We start from the raw sequence: 16883 nt of genomic DNA, 5'->3' as shown, positions 1-16883 counted from the left end.
AAATGCCGTCTGAAGCGTGTTCAGACGGCATTTTTCAAGTTCCGGCTTTGATGTTCCGTTCCGACCACTCTATCCGTTGTCCGATGTCTTTCAAATTGGAATATTGTTCGACCAATCGCGGCACGTCGTCCAAACTCATGGCAAACATCCACAGATAAGTGCTGACCGAATAGACATGCCCCGCGCTGCCGTAGCCTTTGAGCGTCATCATCACAAAAGCAAAGCCGAATAAAATACCCATCGCTGCGCCGACGCAGAGATAGCCGAAGGCTTCGCGGTTGGAAATCAGCACACGCAGGCGCGCAACCAGTCCGTAATGGCGGTACAGCTGCCGCCGGTCGCCTTTTCGGATAAAGTGGTTGTCGCGTTCCAAGCTGTTGTTCAGGCGGAAATACAGGTTTTCGCTGATGGCGGCAAAACGTGGCAAAAGCCATAAAAACAACGCAAGTATGCCCACCGCTGACACGCCGACCCAAAATTCCAGCACCAGCAGCATGATGCACGTGCCGAATATGGATACGACGGATGTCGCGGCAATCGGCAGGTGTTCTTCAAAAAAGCTGACAAACTCACGCGACAGGGCAACCCGCGCAGTTATAGTGGATTAACAAAAATTAGGACAAGGCGACGAAGCCGCAGACAGTACAAATAGTACGGCAAGGCGAGGCAACGCCGTACTGGTTTAAATTTAATCCACTATATTGCTGAATGCGGGACTTGCCGCTGCCGCTGTTCCAACACAACTGGCACGGCGATTTCGGTATAAATCTGCGTAAACGTGCGCGTATCGGCAATCCGCCGCGCCGCACCGACCAGCCACATCAAAAGCACAACCAAAGCGTACAGCAACGCCTGCCACACCTTCCCCGCAATTACGGCATTAATTGCCCAACCGCCAAACACTGGATACACCAGCATCAAAAGGTTTTCCAGTCCGACCAGGGAAAACGTGCCAATCAGTCGCTTGCGGTGGGTTTGGGCTATGTGTTTCAACATTTTCCACATATTTGTTCCCTCTATTTTTTATTTTCCGAGATTGTTTTTTCCATCACTTCCGCCAGTGCATCCAAATCGGCAAACAGCCGAGTTGTGCGCTTGTCGCCGAATGTGGCAAATACTTTGTCGCTGAATTCCTGTGCGCTTTCTATTAAAGGTGAGGCATGGGCTTTGCCTTTTTCGGTCAGCGACAGCAACCGTTCGCGCCTGTCCTGTTCGCCTCCCTGCCATTCGATCAACCCTTGTCCGGCAAGGGTTTTGCATACGCCTGAAACGGTCTGTTTGGGCAGACTCCACTCTTCGCCGATATGCTTTTGCGTACGGCTGCCTTCGGTTGCCAGGGTATAAAGTACGGCAAAGAGGTTGTAATTCAGATCCTGCTGCCCGATCCATTTGTCGAAGACATTGCAAATCAGGTTGATACGGGTTCCAAGTTGGTCGAGTCGGTTCATAATTGGTCTTGATATTGACTAAATTTGTGCGGACTATAGTCATAATCGGGACTGATTTCAAGCGTGGGGCGATAAAAATGCCGTCTGAAACGCTTTCGGGCTTCAGACGGCATTGTGTTTGGAAAAGGCAATCAGTGTTCTGCCAATTTCAGGTAAACGCCGGAAACGTCCTGTTCGCCGTAGCCGGCTTCGACTGCTTTGCGGTAGCTGGCAGCAACGGTTTTGACGGCGGGCAGGGTGTTGCCTGCCTGTTCAAGCTCTTTGACGGCGAGGTTGAGGTCTTTGGAGGCGTGTTTGAGGGCGAAGGCGGGCGGGAATTCGCGGTTTGCCCACAGGGATTTTTTGGTTTGGAACATGGGCGAGTCCATTGCCGAGCCGCCGATGGCTTCGACGATGGTGTCGGTATCGATGCCGAACTGCCGCGCCATCAGCATCGCTTCGCTGTACGCTTCGCCGAAAATGCCTAAGAGCGAGTTCAAGACGAGTTTCGCGCCCGAGCCTTTGCCCACTTCGCCGAAGTGGAAGGTTTTTTTGCCGACGAGGGAAAATATTTTTTGCAGCGGGTTTAAAACGGCTTCGCTGCCGCCGAACAGAATCAGCAGCGTGCCGTTGGTGGCGGGTCCGACCGATCCGGAAACGGGTGCTTCGGCAAACTGTCCGCCTGCGGCTTCGACAAGTGCTTTGACGGCGAGGTTTTCGGTCGGGGAGATGGTGCTCATATTGACGATGATTTTGCCGGACAATCCGTCGCGGACTCCGTTCAGGATGTCGCACACGGCGGCATAGTCGGAAACCATCAGGAAAATGACGGGATAGTCGCGGACGAGTTCGGCGGTGCTGCCGTAAACTTTTGCGCCTTTTTCAACTAAGGTGGCGGCTTTGCCGGGCGAGCGGTTGTATACGCCGACTCCGATACCGCCGTCCAAAAGGCGCGTTACCATAGGCAGGCCCATTTGCCCTAAGCCTATCCAGCCGATTTGTGCGTATGTTTCTGCGAACATAGTGTTTCTCCTTTGTTATGGGTGCTTTGATGCCGTCTGAAGGCTTCCTGCGCTTCAGACGGCCTGTTTTTGGGTGTTATGCGCTCAGCGTGCCTTTGGTCGAGGGGGTCTGTCCTGCCATGCGCGGGTCATGTTCGACTGCCATACGCAGGGCACGCCCGAAGGCTTTGAATACGGTTTCCGCCTGATGGTGGGCGTTTTTGCCGCTGAGGTTGTCGATGTGCAGGGTCATCATACTGTGGTTGACGATGCCGTGGAAAAATTCTTCAAACAAATCGACATCGAAACGTCCGATTAGTGCGCGGGTAAATTCGATGTTGTACACGAGTCCGGGGCGGCCGGAAAGGTCGATGACGACGCGGCTGAGGGCTTCGTCGAGTGGGACGTAGGCGTGTCCGTAACGGCGGATGCCTTTTTTGTCGCCGAGTGCCTGCCTGATTGCCTGTCCGAGTGTGATGCCGATGTCTTCGACGGTGTGGTGGTCGTCGATATGCAGGTCGCCTTTGCAGCTGATGTTGATGTCGATCATGCCGTGGCGGGCGATTTGGTCGATCATGTGTTCGAGGAAGGGTACGCCGGTGTCGAGTTTGGCTTTGCCGCTGCCGTCGAGGTTGATGGAGACGGTGATTTGGGTTTCGCAGGTATGGCGGTTGACGGTAACGGCGCGGCAGCCGGCAGCAGATGCGGTTTCGGCAATTTGGGTTTCGGCAGTTCCGGTGCTTTCTGCGGCGGTTTCGGGGACAGTGCGTTCGTGGTGTTTTCTGTCGAGCCAGCCTTTGGGTTTGCCGGTGTGTTTTTCGAGTTTTGCCATCAGGCTGGGACGGATGCCGCGCGCGTCGGGGTCTTCTGCCTGCTCTTCAAGGCGTTGTTTGAGTTTGTAGAGTGCGACGGGGGTGCGGTAGCCGCAGAGTTTGGCGAGCTTGGGCAGTGAACCTGCTTCTTGGACTAGGGTCAGGAAGTTGTGCAGTTGGCGTTGTGTTTTAGTCAAATTCATAGGAAATCCGTTGGTTGGCAGTAAAGTTGGCGGATGACGTTGAGAACGGCATCGTTTTGTGCGGGGCTGCCTACGGTAATACGCAGGCAGTGTTTCAAAAGCGGGTGTGCGCCGTGCAGTTTTTTGATGAGGATGCGGTTTTGTTTGAACGTGTCAAACAACAAATCGGCATCGGGTACGCGTATGGTAATGAAGTTTGCCTGACTTGGAAAGGCGTTCAGACGGCATATTTTGCCCAATTCGGCGAACATCCGTTCGCGTTCGTTTTTCAGGCTGTCGATGTTGGCAGAGATGATGCCGTAGTGTTGCAGGGCGAGTTTGGCGGTGGTCAGGCTCAGTTGGTTCATATTGTAGGGCGGCAGGATTTTTTGCAGTTCGCCGATGACTTCGGGACAGCCTGCCGCATAACCGATACGCAGTCCGGCAAAACCGATTTTGCTGAGGGTGCGTAAGACTATCAGGTTGGGAATCCTGCCTGCCTGAGGCAGGAAGCTGTCGCCGTTGAATGCGCCGTAGGCTTCATCGACGACGACGATGCCGTCTGAGGCCTCGATGACGGCTTCGACTTCGTCGCGCGCGTAGCATACGCCGGTCGGGTTGTTCGGATAGGCGATAAAGGTCAGGGCAGGGCGGTGCTTCCTGACGGCTTCGAGGACGGCGGGCAGGTTGAGGGTGAAATCTCCGTTCAATGGAACGCCGACATAATCCATACCGTAAAGGGCGGCGTTGTGGCGGTACATGACGAAACCGGGTTCGACCGCCAACATTGCCGCGCCCGGTTTGGCGGTCAGCATCGTGATGAACTGTATCAGCTCGTCCGAGCCGTTGCCCAGCGCGATGTCGGCGGACTCGGGAATGTCGAACGCCGAACGCAATGCTTCCTGTAAACCGCTGCCGGAGGGATTGGGGTAAAGATGGATGGGCGCGGCGGCAAGCCGTGCCTGCCATTCCTGCAACAGCGTTTCATGTCCGGCAAAAGGGTGGACGGGACTTTCCATCGAATCGAGTTTGGCAAAATCCGACGGGACATCGGTGATTTTGTATGCGGACATGGCGAGGATGTCGTCGCGGATGAAGGAGCGGACGGATTTCATCGTGTTTCCTTAATGGTTGGAATATGCCTGTACGCCGTTCCGGCATTATTTCATACGGAACTCTGCCGCGCGGGCGTGGGCGGTCAGGCTTTCGCCGTGTGCCAGCACGCTGGCGGTTTCGCCTAATTTTTGCGCGCCGTGTTCCGAAACCTGAATCAGGCTGGAGCGTTTTTGGAAATCATATGTCCCCAAAGGCGAGGAAAAGCGGGCGGTGCGGCTGGTGGGCAACACATGGTTTGGGCCGGCGCAGTAGTCGCCGAGGCTTTCGCCGGTGTAGCGTCCCATGAAAATCGCACCGGCGTGGCGGATTTTTTTCGCCCATTCCTGCGGATTTTCGACTGACAGTTCCAAGTGTTCGGGGGAAATGTAGTTGGCGATTTCGCAGGCTTCGTCCAAGTCTTTGGCGAGTATCATCGCGCCCCTGTTGCCGAGCGAGGCTTCGATGATGTCGCGGCGCGGCATAGTTTCGATCAGGCGGTTCATGGCGGCTTCTACTTCGTCGAGATACGCTTGCGACGTGCCGATGAGGATGGCTTGGGCAATTTCGTCGTGTTCGGCTTGGCTGAACAAATCCATCGCCACCCAATCGGCGGGTGTCGTGCCGTCGGCGATGACCAGGATTTCAGACGGTCCCGCCACCATGTCGATGCCGACCACGCCGAACACGCGGCGTTTGGCGGCGGCGACGAAGGCGTTGCCCGGACCGGTGATTTTATCGACTTGGGGGATGGTTTCCGTGCCGTAGGCGAGGGCGGCAACCGCCTGCGCGCCGCCGACGGTGAAGACTTTGGTTACGCCGGCGACGTATGCGGCGGCAAGTACGATGTCGTTGCGTTCGCCTTTCGGTGTCGGCACGACCATGATGATTTCTTTCACACCTGCGACGTGGGCGGGCATGGCGTTCATGATGACGGAACTCGGATACGCCGCCTTGCCGCCGGGGACGTAAATGCCGACGCGGTCAAGCGGTGTGATTTGTTGTCCCAGCAGCGTGCCGTCTTCATCGGTGTAGCTCCACGATTCCATTTTTTGGCGTTGGTGGTAGCTTTCGACACGGCGGGCGGCGGTCTGCAATGCCGTCTGAACGTTGTTCGGAATGCGCTCGAACGCGGCTTTCAAATCGGCTTGCGTGAGTATTAAATCATCGATGCTTTGAGCGTTTGCCCAGTCGAATTTGCTGGTGTATTCAATCAAAGCCGCATCGCCGCGCTTTTGCACATCGGCGCAAATGTCGGCAACGATGCGTTCGGTTTCGGGGTTTTGCGCGGTTTCAAAAGCCAGCAGGGCTTTGAGTCCGGCTTGGAAATTTTCAGATAATGTGTTGAGTTTTTTCATGATTTGTTCTCCTTGTGATTTGTTCCGAATGCCGTCTGAAAGCAGTTCGGAAAACATTTCGGTTTGATTTATACGGTTTTGGGGCGGATATAGGTTTTGTCCGAACCGTTGGCAAATTTCAAATCGGGCAGCGATTTTTGCCGCAATCCCAAAGTTTCCGCCGCATCGGTTTCTGGCAGGAAGGCAAAACGGTACGTCGTCAGCGTTTTGCCGTTTTTGACCGTTTCCACCGTTTCAAAACCTGCCACTTCATAGGCGCAGACGACAGCATTGCTTGCAGCCGTATCGATGCCGACCAGATATTTCACTTTTTTAATCAAGTCTTTGGCTGCCGTCCAAGTACCGCGTGCGCGTTCGGCGAGCGTTTCGGCGGATTCGTTGCGCGAGACTGCATCGGGCAGTTTGACCGCCAAAACCAAACCGTCGGGATTCAGTGCGTCCGTCTGCACGGCTTCAAAGCCGAAACGGCGTTCCCACTCTTCCGCGCTGATGCCCCAAACCGAACCATCGGCGTGGTTTTTCAGTTTTTTGCCGCCGACGCTGCGGACAAACGCCACCACTGCCTGTTCTGCCGCACGCGCTTCGTTTTCGGTCAGATGGCTGTTCAGGATAAAGCGTCCGCTTTTACGGCACTTGGATACCGCTTTTGCCGTCGGTGCGTCGAAATGGTCGAACTCGAAAATGCGGTTGCCGCAACCCGTACCGATATACAGCACTTTGCCTTTTTTCAAATCGGTCAGGCAGTACACATAAAAATTGTTTTCGCCGCTGCCCAATGCAGACAGCGCGGCTTCGGAAAAGCCTTTGCTTGCCGTATCCATTCTGTTCTCCAAAATAATGTTCCGAAAACTGAAATGTCGTCTGAAACGTTTACGCCTGCGCGCCGACCGCGCTTTCAAAAGCACGGATAATCGGTTCGAGCAGCGCGTATTTCGTTTTCAAAGCAGCCTTGTTGACCACCAGGCGGCTGGAAATGTCGACGATGTGTTCGACTGCCTCCAAGCCGTTTGCCTTCAAGGTGTTGCCCGTCGAAACCAAGTCCACAATCGCATCGCTCAAGCCGACCAGCGGCGCAAGTTCCATCGAGCCGTACAGTTTGATAATGTCCACATGGACACCCTTGCCGGCAAAATGAGATGCCGCGATTTCAGGATACTTCGTGGCAATCTTCAGACGGCATCCGGGTTGCGAAGCGGCTTCGTAATCAAACCCTTTACGCACAGCAACCATCATGCGGCACTTGGCAATCTCCAAATCCAAAGGTTGGTAAAGCCCCGTGCCGCCGTGTTCGATCAGCACGTCTTTGCCCGCAATGCCGAAGTCCGCCGCGCCGTAGCGGACATAAGTCGGCACATCGGTTGCGCGGACAATGACAAGGCGGATGTTTTCATGGTTCGTCCCGATAATCAGCTTGCGCGATTTTTCAGGCTCTTCAGTCGGAACAATGCCGGCAGCGGCAAGCAGCGGCAGCGTCTCCTCAAAAATGCGCCCCTTGGATAAGGCGATGGTCAAAGCATTATCCTGCATGGTGTGGATGTCCTTTGTCGGTTGAAACAATAATGCCGTCTGAACAGGCATCGGCGGTTCAGACGGCATACGGTTTTATCAGAGCAGGGTCCTTACATCGGCGGCAATCGTTTCCGGCTCGCTTCCGTAAGGCGAGAAAATGGCAACCTCCCCGTTTTTGTCGATGAGATACGCACCGGAAGAGTGGTCGACCAAATAGTTTTCGCTGTCTTCTTTTTGATTGACTTTGGCAGAAACTACGCGGTATTGCTGCTTGATGACTGGCAGGCTTTGGTCGCCCGTTGCCGTCAGGCCGATAAAGTCCGGATTGAACTGTTTGGCATACTTGCCGATGATTTCAGGCGTGTCGCGTTCCGGATCGATGCTCACAAACACAACCTTCACGTCCTTAGCCTGCCCGCCCAACTGCTTCAACGTGTCGCTATAAGTCAGCAGCTCGGTGGGGCAGACATCGGGACAGTGCGTATAGCCGAAAGACAGAATCACGACCTTGCCTTTCAAATCGCTCAGGCTGAAAGGCTTGCCTTCGCCGTCGGTCAGCGTGAAATCGCCGCCGATGTCTTCCTTACGCATATCCGTACCGCGTGTTTGCGGTTTTGCCGCATTTTCCGCAGCCGGCGCGGATGCACTTGAAGAAGCGGCTTGCGCCGCACTGTTGTCTTGAGGTTTGCAGGCGGCAAGCGAGGCAAGTGCGAAAACGCCCAGCAAAAAGGAACGCGGTACAGAAAACATGACAATCTCCCAAGAATAAATAGAAAAACCTGATTCGTACGGAATTTGAATATTTCCATCTTAACGCGTTTGGCAGATTTAATGTAGTATTTTTTACATTGTCCGTACGGCAGGAATTGCCGAATCATACAGAATGCTTTGAAGCGGAAAGCACAGTAAGATTAAAATAATAAAAATTCTATTTAAAATCAAAAATAAAATAAAAACAGATAAAATAATTTCAAAAAAAGGTTTACAGAATCTCAAAATCCATTATAATGGCGACTTCTTCACCAGCCCAGGTGGCGAAATTGGTAGACGCAGGGGACTCAAAATCCCCCGCCGCAAGGTGTGTCGGTTCGAGTCCGACCCTGGGCACCACAACCGCTTTATAGCGGTTATTTTTTTGTCTATTGCTGTTTACTGGAATAGATGAGACTAAATACAATCAATATCTTAAGTCGTTGTTAGCCCTCTTGGTTCTGTCAATGCCGCCCAATACAGTCCGGTGCAATGAGCTATTTTCAGGAAGTATGGTTGGGAATATTTTTGATATATCAAAAATATAGTGGATTAAATTTAAATCAGGACAAGGCGACGAAGCCGCAGGCAGTACAAATAGTACGGCAAGGCGAGGCAACGCCGTACTGGTTTAAAGTTAATCCACTATAAAATCAAGTTCAATCAATATCCCGAGTCTTTAATTGGGATGAAACCCTGTAAATTTTAAAATTCTTGATACCGAAGAAGGGTTTTTTCACATCTTCCCTCATGCAAACTGTCAACAATTCCCATCTTTCAAAAAAAAGGCACTCCTGATTTTATTCTTTTAAAATCAATCAATAATCTCTCCATCTTCAAAAAATATTAAAAGATGAAAGATTTTTCTTGATTGAACTGTCGGTTTGCGTTATCGTTTCTACTCTTTTTCACAAACTCTGTGTTTCTTTCCAATTGATTGGATAATCCGTCTGTTGCCGTGTTCTTCCAATGCGCGTACCCTAAATCGCTGCTTGGTGGAATTGCATTACAGGTGCTGTGGCAAAGCGGTTTGTCCCTATTGGTTTGAAACCGTATAAAAGAGGTCGTTATGCAGTTATCAGGCGCACAAATCATAGTGCAGAGTCTCAAAGCCGAAGGTGTCGAGTACGTTTTCGGTTATCCCGGCGGTGCGGTTATCGAAATCTACGATGCCCTGTTCCAACTCAATAAATTCAAACACATTCTTACCCGCCATGAGCAGGCGGCAGTACACGCGGCAGATGCGTATGCGCGCGTCAGCGGTAAGGTGGGCGTGGCATTGGTTACATCCGGCCCGGGCGTTACCAATGCGCTGACCGGTATTGCTACTGCCTATACGGATTCGATTCCGATGGTGGTCATCAGCGGACAGGTAGGCAATTCCCTGATTGGTACGGATGCGTTCCAAGAAGTTGATACGGTGGGTATTACCCGTCCGTGCGTCAAACACAATTTCCTGGTTACGGATATCAATGAGTTGGCGGAAACCATTAAAAAGGCGTTCCAAATTGCCGCAAGCGGCCGGCCGGGACCCGTGGTGGTTGATGTCCCGAAAGATGTTACGCAGGCGATGGCGAAATTCAGCTATCCTCAGGAAGATATTTTTATCCGTTCGTATCAACCAGTTGTTCAAGGGCATATCGGTCAGATTAAAAAGGCCGTGCAGATGTTGGCATCTGCCAAACGTCCGGTCGTCTATTTTGGCGGCGGCGTGGTGTTGGGTAATGCTTCTGAAGAGCTGACCCGATTTGTCCGAATGACGGGTGCTCCGTGCACGGGTACGCTGATGGGCTTGGGTGCTTATCCTTCCAGCGACCGCCAATTCCTCGGTATGCTCGGTATGCACGGTACTTACGAGGCAAACCTTGCCATGCAGAATGCGGATGTCGTTCTTGCCGTAGGTGCGCGTTTTGACGACCGTGTGGTTTCCGTACCGTCCAAATTTTTCGAGAAGGCGAAGAAGGTTATCCATATCGATGTCGACCCTTCCAGCATCGCCAAACGCGTGAAGGTGGACATTCCGATTGTCGGCGACGTGAAAAACGTTTTGTCCGAGATGGTTGCGCTGTGGCAAAAGCAAGAGTCCATGCCGTCTGAAGATGCTTTGGGCAAATGGTGGAAAACCATAGAGGAATGGCGTTCCCGCGATTGCTTGTGGTTTGACAACGGCAGCGAAATTATCAAGCCCCAATATGTGATTCAGAAGCTTGCCGAGATTACCGGCAATTCGGCAATCATCACATCGGATGTAGGGCAGCATCAAATGTTTGCGGCTCAATATTATCCTTTCGAACGTCCGCGCCAATGGCTCAATTCCGGCGGTTTGGGTACGATGGGCGTAGGTCTGCCTTATGCGATTGGTGCGAAACTTGCTGCCCCGGATCAAGACGTATTCTGTATTACCGGCGACGGCTCGATCCAGATGAACATCCAAGAGTTGTCCACCTGTTTCCAATATCGGATTCCGGTTAACGTCATTACGCTGAACAACGGTTATCTCGGTATGGTACGCCAGTGGCAGGAAATATATTACGGCGGCCGAGAGTCGGAAACCTATTTCGATTCTTTGCCCGATTTCGTCAAACTTGCCGAGGCATACGGTCATATCGGTATCCGCGTGGACAAGAAGTCTGATGTGGAAGGTGCGTTGTTGGAAGCATTGAACCAAAAAGACAGGCTGGTATTTATCGACTTCCTGACCGACCAGAAACAGAATGTGATGCCCATGGTCGGCAACGGCAAAGGTTTGGACGAAATGGTACTTCCGCCGCATATGCGTGCGGACGGAAAGGCGTAAGGAGAGGCAAATGCGACATATCTTATCTGTTCTGATTGAAAACGAATCAGGTGCGATGAGCCGCGTGGTCGGTCTTTTCTCCGCTCGAGACTACAACATCGACTCCTTGGCAGTAGCCCCGACCGAAGACAAAACCCTGTCCCGTATGACCATCGTTACCCACGGCGACGAGCAAGTCATCGAACAAATCACCAAGCAACTCAATAAATTGATTGAAGTGATTAAAGTGGTCGATTTGAACGAAAGCCGTTTTGTCGAACGCGAACTGATGTTGGTAAAAGTCCGTGCCGCCGGCAAAGACCGCGACGAATTTTTACGCTTGACCGAAATCTACCGGGGCAGCATCATCGACGTAACCGACCGCAGCTATACGATTGAAATTACCGGCTCGACAGACAAGCTGGATTCCTTTTTGGAAACGGTCGGACGCGCCCAAATTTTGGAAACCGTACGTACAGGCGCGGCCGGCATCGGTCGCGGTGAGCGTATTTTGAAAATTTAACGCCGTAACCTTTCAGACGGCACGGTATTTGAATGCCGTCTGAAAAACGAACGGCAGGAGAGATTTATGTCGAACATTAAAATTGTCGCACTGGTTACCGTCAAACTGGAATACACGGAAACACTGGCAGCACAGTTTAAAGAATTGGTCAAAGCCAGCCGTGCAGAAGAGGGCAACATCAGCTACGATCTCCATCAGGAAATCGGCAAACCGAACCGTTTTGTTTTCGTGGAAAATTGGAAATCCCAAGCAGCTATTGACGAACATAACGCCAGCGCGCATTTCCAAGCTTTCATCCAGTCCGTCGACGGCAAAACCGAAGCGTTGGAAATCGTATTGATGAATGAAGTTGCCGCTTAAGCGGCACACTCTGTTTAACCCGTCCGAAGCCGCTCAACATTTTAAGGCTTCGACAACCATTTACCTTAAAGGAAATCAAATGCAAGTCTATTACGATAAAGATGCCGATCTGTCCCTGATCAAAGGCAAAACCGTTGCCATCATCGGTTACGGTTCGCAAGGTCATGCCCATGCTGCCAACCTGAAAGATTCGGGTGTAAACGTGGTGATCGGTCTGCGCCACGGCTCTTCTTGGAAAAAAGCCGAAGCAGCCGGCCATGTCGTCAAAACCGTTGCTGAAGCGACCAAAGAAGCCGATGTCGTTATGCTGCTGCTGCCTGACGAAACCATGCCTGCCGTCTATCACGCCGAAGTTGCAGCCAATTTGAAAGAAGGCGCAACGCTGGCATTTGCACACGGCTTCAACGTGCACTACAACCAAATCGTTCCGCGTGCCGACTTGGACGTGATTATGGTTGCCCCCAAAGGCCCGGGTCATACCGTACGCAGTGAATACAAACGCGGCGGCGGCGTGCCTTCTCTGATTGCTGTTTACCAAGACAATTCCGGCAAAGCCAAAGATATTGCCCTGTCTTATGCGGCTGCCAACGGCGGCACCAAAGGCGGTGTGATTGAAACCACTTTCCGCGAAGAAACCGAAACCGATCTGTTCGGCGAACAAGCCGTATTGTGCGGCGGCGTGGTCGAGTTGATTAAAGCAGGTTTTGAAACCCTGACCGAAGCCGGTTACGCGCCTGAAATGGCTTACTTCGAATGTCTGCACGAAATGAAGCTCATCGTCGACTTAATCTTCGAAGGCGGTATTGCCAACATGAACTACTCCATTTCCAACAATGCGGAGTACGGCGAATACGTTACCGGTCCTGAAGTGGTCAATGCTTCCAGCAAAGAAGCCATGCGCAATGCCCTGAAACGCATTCAAACCGGCGAATACGCGAAAATGTTTATCCAAGAGGGTAACGTCAACTACGCGTCTATGACTGCCCGCCGCCGTCTGAATGCCGATCACCAAGTTGAAAAAGTCGGCGCACAACTGCGTGCTATGATGCCTTGGATTACTGCCAACAAATTGGTTGACCAAGACAAAAACTGATTGTTTTCAAACGGAACTGCCTACACATTGTGTAGGCAGTTTTTTATATGGATGCCGTCTGAACATCGTGTTCAGACGGCATCTGTGTTGCGGATGAATTTAAACAGGTACAGTTCTGTCAGTCGCCCAGAGCCGCGACCATTACCGCTTTAATCGTGTGCATACGGTTTTCCGCCTGATCGAACACGATGCTGGCGGGGCTTTCGAATACTTCTTCTGTAACTTCCACACCGTTCAGCCCGAAGGTTTCGTAAATCCATTCGCCGACTTTGGTTTCGAGGTTGTGGAAGGCGGGCAGGCAGTGCATGAATTTGACCTGCGGATTGCCCGATGCCGCCATCAGCTCGGGGGTAACGCGGTAATCTTTCAGCAAATCGATGCGTTCCTGCCAGACTTCTTTCGGCTCGCCCATACTGACCCATACGTCGGTATGAATGAAACCGACACCTTTGACGGCTTCATGCGCGTTTTCGGTCAGGGTAATTTTTGCGCCGGTTTCTTTGGCGGCGGCGTGTGCGGCGGCAATAATGCCTTCAGACGGCCACAGGCTTTGCGGTGCGCCGATACGCACGTCCATCCCCAATTTTGCCCCTAAAATCAGCAGGGAATTGCCCATGTTGTAACGCGCGTCGCCGACGTAGGCAAACGCGGTTTGGTTCAAAGGTTTGCTGCTATGTTCGCGCATAGTCAGTGCATCGGCAAGCATTTGTGTGGGGTGGAACTCGTTGGTCAGTCCGTTAAATACGGGTACGCCCGCATATTTCGCCAATTCTTCAACAACTTCCTGACCGAAGCCGCGATATTCGATGGCATCGTACATCCTGCCCAAGACGCGCGCCGTGTCTTTGATGCTTTCTTTGTGCCCGATTTGGCTGGCGGACGGTTCTAGATAGGTTGCGCCCGCGCCTTGATCGCGTGCGGCAACTTCAAACGCACAGCGTGTCCGAGTAGAGGTTTTTTCAAAAATCAGGGCGATGTTTTTCCCTTTCATCCGCTGCACTTCGCCCCCTGCCTTTTTAGCGGCTTTCAATTCGGCGGCAAGGTCGAGGTAGGCGGTGATTTCTTCCGGCGTGAAGTCTAAAAGTTTCAGAAAATGGCGGTTTTTCAGGTTCACTGTCGTTTCCTTTATGTGGGGGAGTGAACGCCGTATTTGCAGCGTTTGCGGAAAGAAGGGTTAGCGGAATGTTGCAATGCCGTCTGAAGGTTGTTCAGACGGCATTGCGGTCAATCCCTTACTCCATACGGATGACGGGGATCAAACATTCACGGTCTCGGCTACTTCGTTGTAGCTGTCGATTTCGTTGAAGTTCATATAGCGGTAGATTTTATCGCCCTGTTCGTTGATGATGCCGATATTGGCTTGATATTCTTCAACGGTCGGGATTTTACCCAGTTTGGAGCAGATTGCCGCCAATTCCGCCGAACCGAGGTAAACAAAGGTGTTTTTGCCCAAGCGGTTCGGGAAGTTGCGGGTGGAGGTGGACATAACGGTCGCACCTTCGCGTACTTGCGCCTGATTACCCATACATAAGGAGCAACCCGGCATTTCCATACGCGCGCCGGCACGTCCGAGTACGCCGTAGTGTCCTTCGTCGGACAATTGTTTCGCGTCCATTTTGGTCGGCGGCGCAATCCACAGGCGGACGGGGGTGTCTGCCTTGCCTTCCAAAAGTTTGGAGGCGGCGCGGAAGTGGCCGATGTTGGTCATACAAGAACCGATGAACACTTCGTCGATTTTGGTGCCGGAGCGTTCGGACATAAAGCATACGTCATCCGGATCGTTCGGGCAGGCGATAATCGGCTCTTTGATGTCGTCCATGTTGATTTCGATCACGGCAGCGTATTCGGCATCTTTATCCGCTTCGAGCAGCTCAGGATTTGCCAGCCATTTTTCCATGGCTTTGATGCGGCGTTCCAAAGTGCGCGGGTCTTGATAGCCGTCGGCAATCATGTTTTTCATCAACACGACGTTGGATTTCATGTACTCGATAATCGGCTCTTTGTTGAGCTTCACGGTACAGCCGGCGGCGGAGCGTTCGGCGGATGCGTCGGTCAATTCAAAGGCTTGTTCCACTTTCAAATCAGGCAGGCCTTCGATTTCGAGGATGCGGCCGGAGAAGATGTTTTTCTTACCGGCTTTGGCAACGGTCAGCAAACCTTGTTTAATCGCGTAAAGCGGAATGGCGTTTACCAAATCGCGCAGGGTTACGCCCGGTTGCAGCTTGCCGCTGAAGCGTACCAATACGGACTCGGGCATATCGAGCGGCATTACGCCCGTTGCGGCGGCAAAAGCGACCAAGCCTGAACCTGCGGGGAAGGAAATACCGATGGGGAAACGGGTGTGGCTGTCGCCGCCGGTGCCGACGGTATCGGGCAGCAGCAGGCGGTTGAGCCACGAGTGGATGACACCGTCGCCCGGACGCAGGGACACGCCGCCACGGGTAGAAATAAAGGCGGGAAGTTCTTTATGGGTTCTGACATCGACAGGTTTCGGATAAGCCGCGGTGTGACAGAAAGACTGCATCACCATGTCGGCAGAGAAACCCAAGCAAGCCAAGTCTTTCAACTCGTCGCGAGTCATCGGGCCGGTCGTGTCTTGCGAACCGACCGTGGTCATGCGTGGTTCGCAATAAGTACCCGGGCGTACGCCTTGCCCTTCGGGCAGACCGCAGGCGCGACCGACCATTTTTTGTGCCAAGGTGAAACCGGCTTTGCTTTCGGCAGGTGCTTGAGGCAGACGGAATTCGGTAGAAGCAGGCAGTTTCAGGGCTTCGCGCGCTTTGGCAGTCAGGCCGCGACCGATAATCAGGTTGATACGGCCACCGGCTTGCACTTCGTCCAGCAATACTTGTGATTTCAGGCTGAACTCGGCAACAGTTTCGCCGTTTTTCACGATTTTGCCTTCATAAGGCAGGATATCGACGACATCGCCCATTTTCAGCGCGGAAACATCAACTTCAATCGGCAATGCGCCGGAGTCTTCTTGAGTATTGAAGAAAATCGGCGCAATTTTGCCACCCAGGCATACGCCGCCGAAACGTTTGTTCGGTACGAAGGGAATATCTTCGCCTGTATGCCAAATGACGGAGTTGGTCGCGGATTTGCGTGAAGAACCGGTACCGACCACGTCGCCAACGTAAGCAACAGGATGACCTTTGGCTTTGAGTTCTTCCAACAATTTAATCGGACCGACTTCGCCCGGTTTGTCGGGCGTGATGCCGTCGCGCGGGTTTTTCAACATAGCCAGCGCGTGCAGAGGGATATCAGGACGGCTCCACGCGTCGGGCGCGGGAGAGAGGTCGTCTGTATTGGTTTCGCCGTCGACTTTAAAGACGGTAACAGTGATTTTTTCGGGAACTTTGGCACGGGAGGTGAACCATTCGGCATCTGCCCAAGATTGCAAAACTTCTTGCGCGTATTTGTTGCCTTTTTCGGCTTTTTCCTGAACGTCGTGGAAGGAATCGAACATCAGAAGCGTATGTTTCAAGCCTTTGGCAGCAATGGGCGCGAGTTTGTCGTCGTCCAAGAGTTCGATTAAGGCGTGGATATTGTAACCGCCGAGCATCGTACCTAAGAGTTCGGTCGCATATTCGGGGGAAACCAACGGGCTGGATACGCTGCCTTCGGCAACGGCAGCCAAGAATGAGGCTTTGACTTTGGCGGCATCGTCCACGCCGGGCGGTACGCGGTGGGCAAGCAGTTCGACCAAGAACTCGCCTTCGCCTGCGGGCGGGTTTTTCAGCAAATCGACCAAATCGGCGGTTTGCTGCGCGTTCAAAGGGAGGGCGGGAATGCCGAGGGCGGCGCGCTCAGCGGCGGCTTTGCGATAGGCTTCTAACATCTCTTTGTTCCTTTTTCTGTTTTTCTTTTGTCGGGTTGCAAATGATTTGCGTTAAATATTGTAAACAATATTTGTACCGCTATCATAGACTAGTTTTAACAAAAATGGAACTGTTATGACAGGCAATGTAATAGGGAACGGCTATCTGTCTGCGAGAAT

Annotated in this window: 14 protein-coding genes, 1 tRNA gene and 3 pseudogenes; 6 read left to right on the top strand and 12 right to left on the bottom strand. The window is 52.6% G+C overall.

The window, feature by feature from the left end:
* Window positions 1-34 precede the first annotated feature (34 nt).
* From Q9J79_RS10460 to Q9J79_RS07610, 10 genes and pseudogenes are all read right to left on the bottom strand, one after another.
* Window positions 35-598 (bottom strand): annotated as a pseudogene (locus Q9J79_RS10460) (ABC transporter six-transmembrane domain-containing protein); the annotation flags it as partial.
* Window positions 599-702: 104 nt separating this feature from the next.
* Window positions 703-1005, bottom strand: a pseudogene (locus Q9J79_RS10455) (ABC transporter six-transmembrane domain-containing protein); the annotation flags it as partial.
* An 11-nt stretch (window positions 1006-1016) separates the two neighbouring features.
* Window positions 1017-1448, bottom strand: coding sequence for a MarR family winged helix-turn-helix transcriptional regulator (locus Q9J79_RS07645; protein WP_301911415.1), 432 nt, complete (start codon window positions 1446-1448; stop codon window positions 1017-1019).
* Window positions 1449-1579: 131 nt separating this feature from the next.
* Entirely contained in the window at window positions 1580-2449 is an 870-nt protein-coding gene (locus tag Q9J79_RS07640) for an NAD(P)-dependent oxidoreductase (RefSeq protein WP_301911414.1), read from the bottom strand.
* Window positions 2450-2525: 76 nt separating this feature from the next.
* Window positions 2526-3443, bottom strand: a complete 918-nt coding sequence (gene hisB, locus Q9J79_RS07635; RefSeq protein ID WP_301911412.1) for an imidazoleglycerol-phosphate dehydratase HisB — start codon at window positions 3441-3443, stop codon at window positions 2526-2528.
* Window positions 3440-4537, bottom strand: coding sequence for a histidinol-phosphate transaminase (hisC, locus tag Q9J79_RS07630; protein WP_301911410.1), 1098 nt, complete (start codon window positions 4535-4537; stop codon window positions 3440-3442). The genes hisB and hisC overlap by 4 nt, the downstream gene beginning before the upstream one ends.
* A 45-nt stretch (window positions 4538-4582) precedes the next feature.
* Window positions 4583-5872, bottom strand: coding sequence for a histidinol dehydrogenase (gene hisD / locus Q9J79_RS07625; RefSeq protein ID WP_301911409.1), 1290 nt, complete (start codon window positions 5870-5872; stop codon window positions 4583-4585).
* 68 nt (window positions 5873-5940) lie between these two features.
* Window positions 5941-6693, bottom strand: coding sequence for an endonuclease (locus tag Q9J79_RS07620; protein WP_304674825.1), 753 nt, complete (start codon window positions 6691-6693; stop codon window positions 5941-5943).
* A gap of 49 nt (window positions 6694-6742) precedes the next feature.
* Complete coding sequence (hisG, locus tag Q9J79_RS07615) at window positions 6743-7399, bottom strand: ATP phosphoribosyltransferase (protein WP_301911436.1); 657 nt, start codon at window positions 7397-7399, stop codon at window positions 6743-6745.
* Between the two features lie 78 nt (window positions 7400-7477).
* Window positions 7478-8131: an SCO family protein gene (locus Q9J79_RS07610; protein ID WP_301911407.1), complete on the bottom strand. Its 654-nt coding sequence runs from the start codon at window positions 8129-8131 to the stop codon at window positions 7478-7480.
* Between the two features lie 275 nt (window positions 8132-8406).
* Here Q9J79_RS07610 and Q9J79_RS07605 point away from each other — a divergent pair.
* The 6 genes and pseudogenes from Q9J79_RS07605 to ilvC all read left to right on the top strand — a co-directional run bounded on the left by Q9J79_RS07605 (window position 8407) and on the right by ilvC (window position 12883).
* Window positions 8407-8491: transfer RNA gene (locus Q9J79_RS07605), tRNA-Leu, on the top strand.
* 177 nt (window positions 8492-8668) lie between these two features.
* Window positions 8669-8779, top strand: a pseudogene (locus Q9J79_RS07600) (IS5/IS1182 family transposase); the annotation flags it as partial.
* A 421-nt stretch (window positions 8780-9200) separates the two neighbouring features.
* On the top strand, window positions 9201-10928 hold the full coding sequence (gene ilvB, locus Q9J79_RS07595) for a biosynthetic-type acetolactate synthase large subunit (protein ID WP_301911406.1): 1728 nt from the start codon (window positions 9201-9203) through the stop codon (window positions 10926-10928).
* Window positions 10929-10938: 10 nt separating this feature from the next.
* Window positions 10939-11430 carry an acetolactate synthase small subunit gene (gene ilvN / locus Q9J79_RS07590; protein ID WP_002212817.1) on the top strand — a complete coding sequence of 164 codons (492 nt, stop codon included), beginning with the start codon at window positions 10939-10941 and terminating at the stop codon, window positions 11428-11430.
* A gap of 66 nt (window positions 11431-11496) precedes the next feature.
* A complete protein-coding gene (locus tag Q9J79_RS07585; RefSeq protein ID WP_301911405.1) occupies window positions 11497-11790 on the top strand; it encodes a putative quinol monooxygenase in 294 nt (97 codons plus the stop codon).
* 79 nt (window positions 11791-11869) lie between these two features.
* Complete coding sequence (gene ilvC, locus Q9J79_RS07580) at window positions 11870-12883, top strand: ketol-acid reductoisomerase (RefSeq protein ID WP_127202576.1); 1014 nt, start codon at window positions 11870-11872, stop codon at window positions 12881-12883.
* A 118-nt stretch (window positions 12884-13001) separates the two neighbouring features.
* Here the strand turns inward: ilvC and Q9J79_RS07575 are convergent, their stop codons facing one another.
* Together Q9J79_RS07575 and acnB are read right to left on the bottom strand one after the other, a co-directional pair.
* Window positions 13002-13997, bottom strand: coding sequence for an ornithine carbamoyltransferase (locus tag Q9J79_RS07575; RefSeq protein WP_301911404.1), 996 nt, complete (start codon window positions 13995-13997; stop codon window positions 13002-13004).
* A gap of 141 nt (window positions 13998-14138) precedes the next feature.
* Window positions 14139-16724, bottom strand: coding sequence for a bifunctional aconitate hydratase 2/2-methylisocitrate dehydratase (acnB, locus tag Q9J79_RS07570; protein ID WP_304685293.1), 2586 nt, complete (start codon window positions 16722-16724; stop codon window positions 14139-14141).
* Between the last annotated feature and the right edge of the window lie 159 nt (window positions 16725-16883).

This window comes from Neisseria viridiae, assembly GCF_962747995.1.
GTDB classification, from domain to species: domain Bacteria; phylum Pseudomonadota; class Gammaproteobacteria; order Burkholderiales; family Neisseriaceae; genus Neisseria; species Neisseria viridiae.
This window is presented reverse-complemented; position numbering and strand designations above follow the sequence as displayed.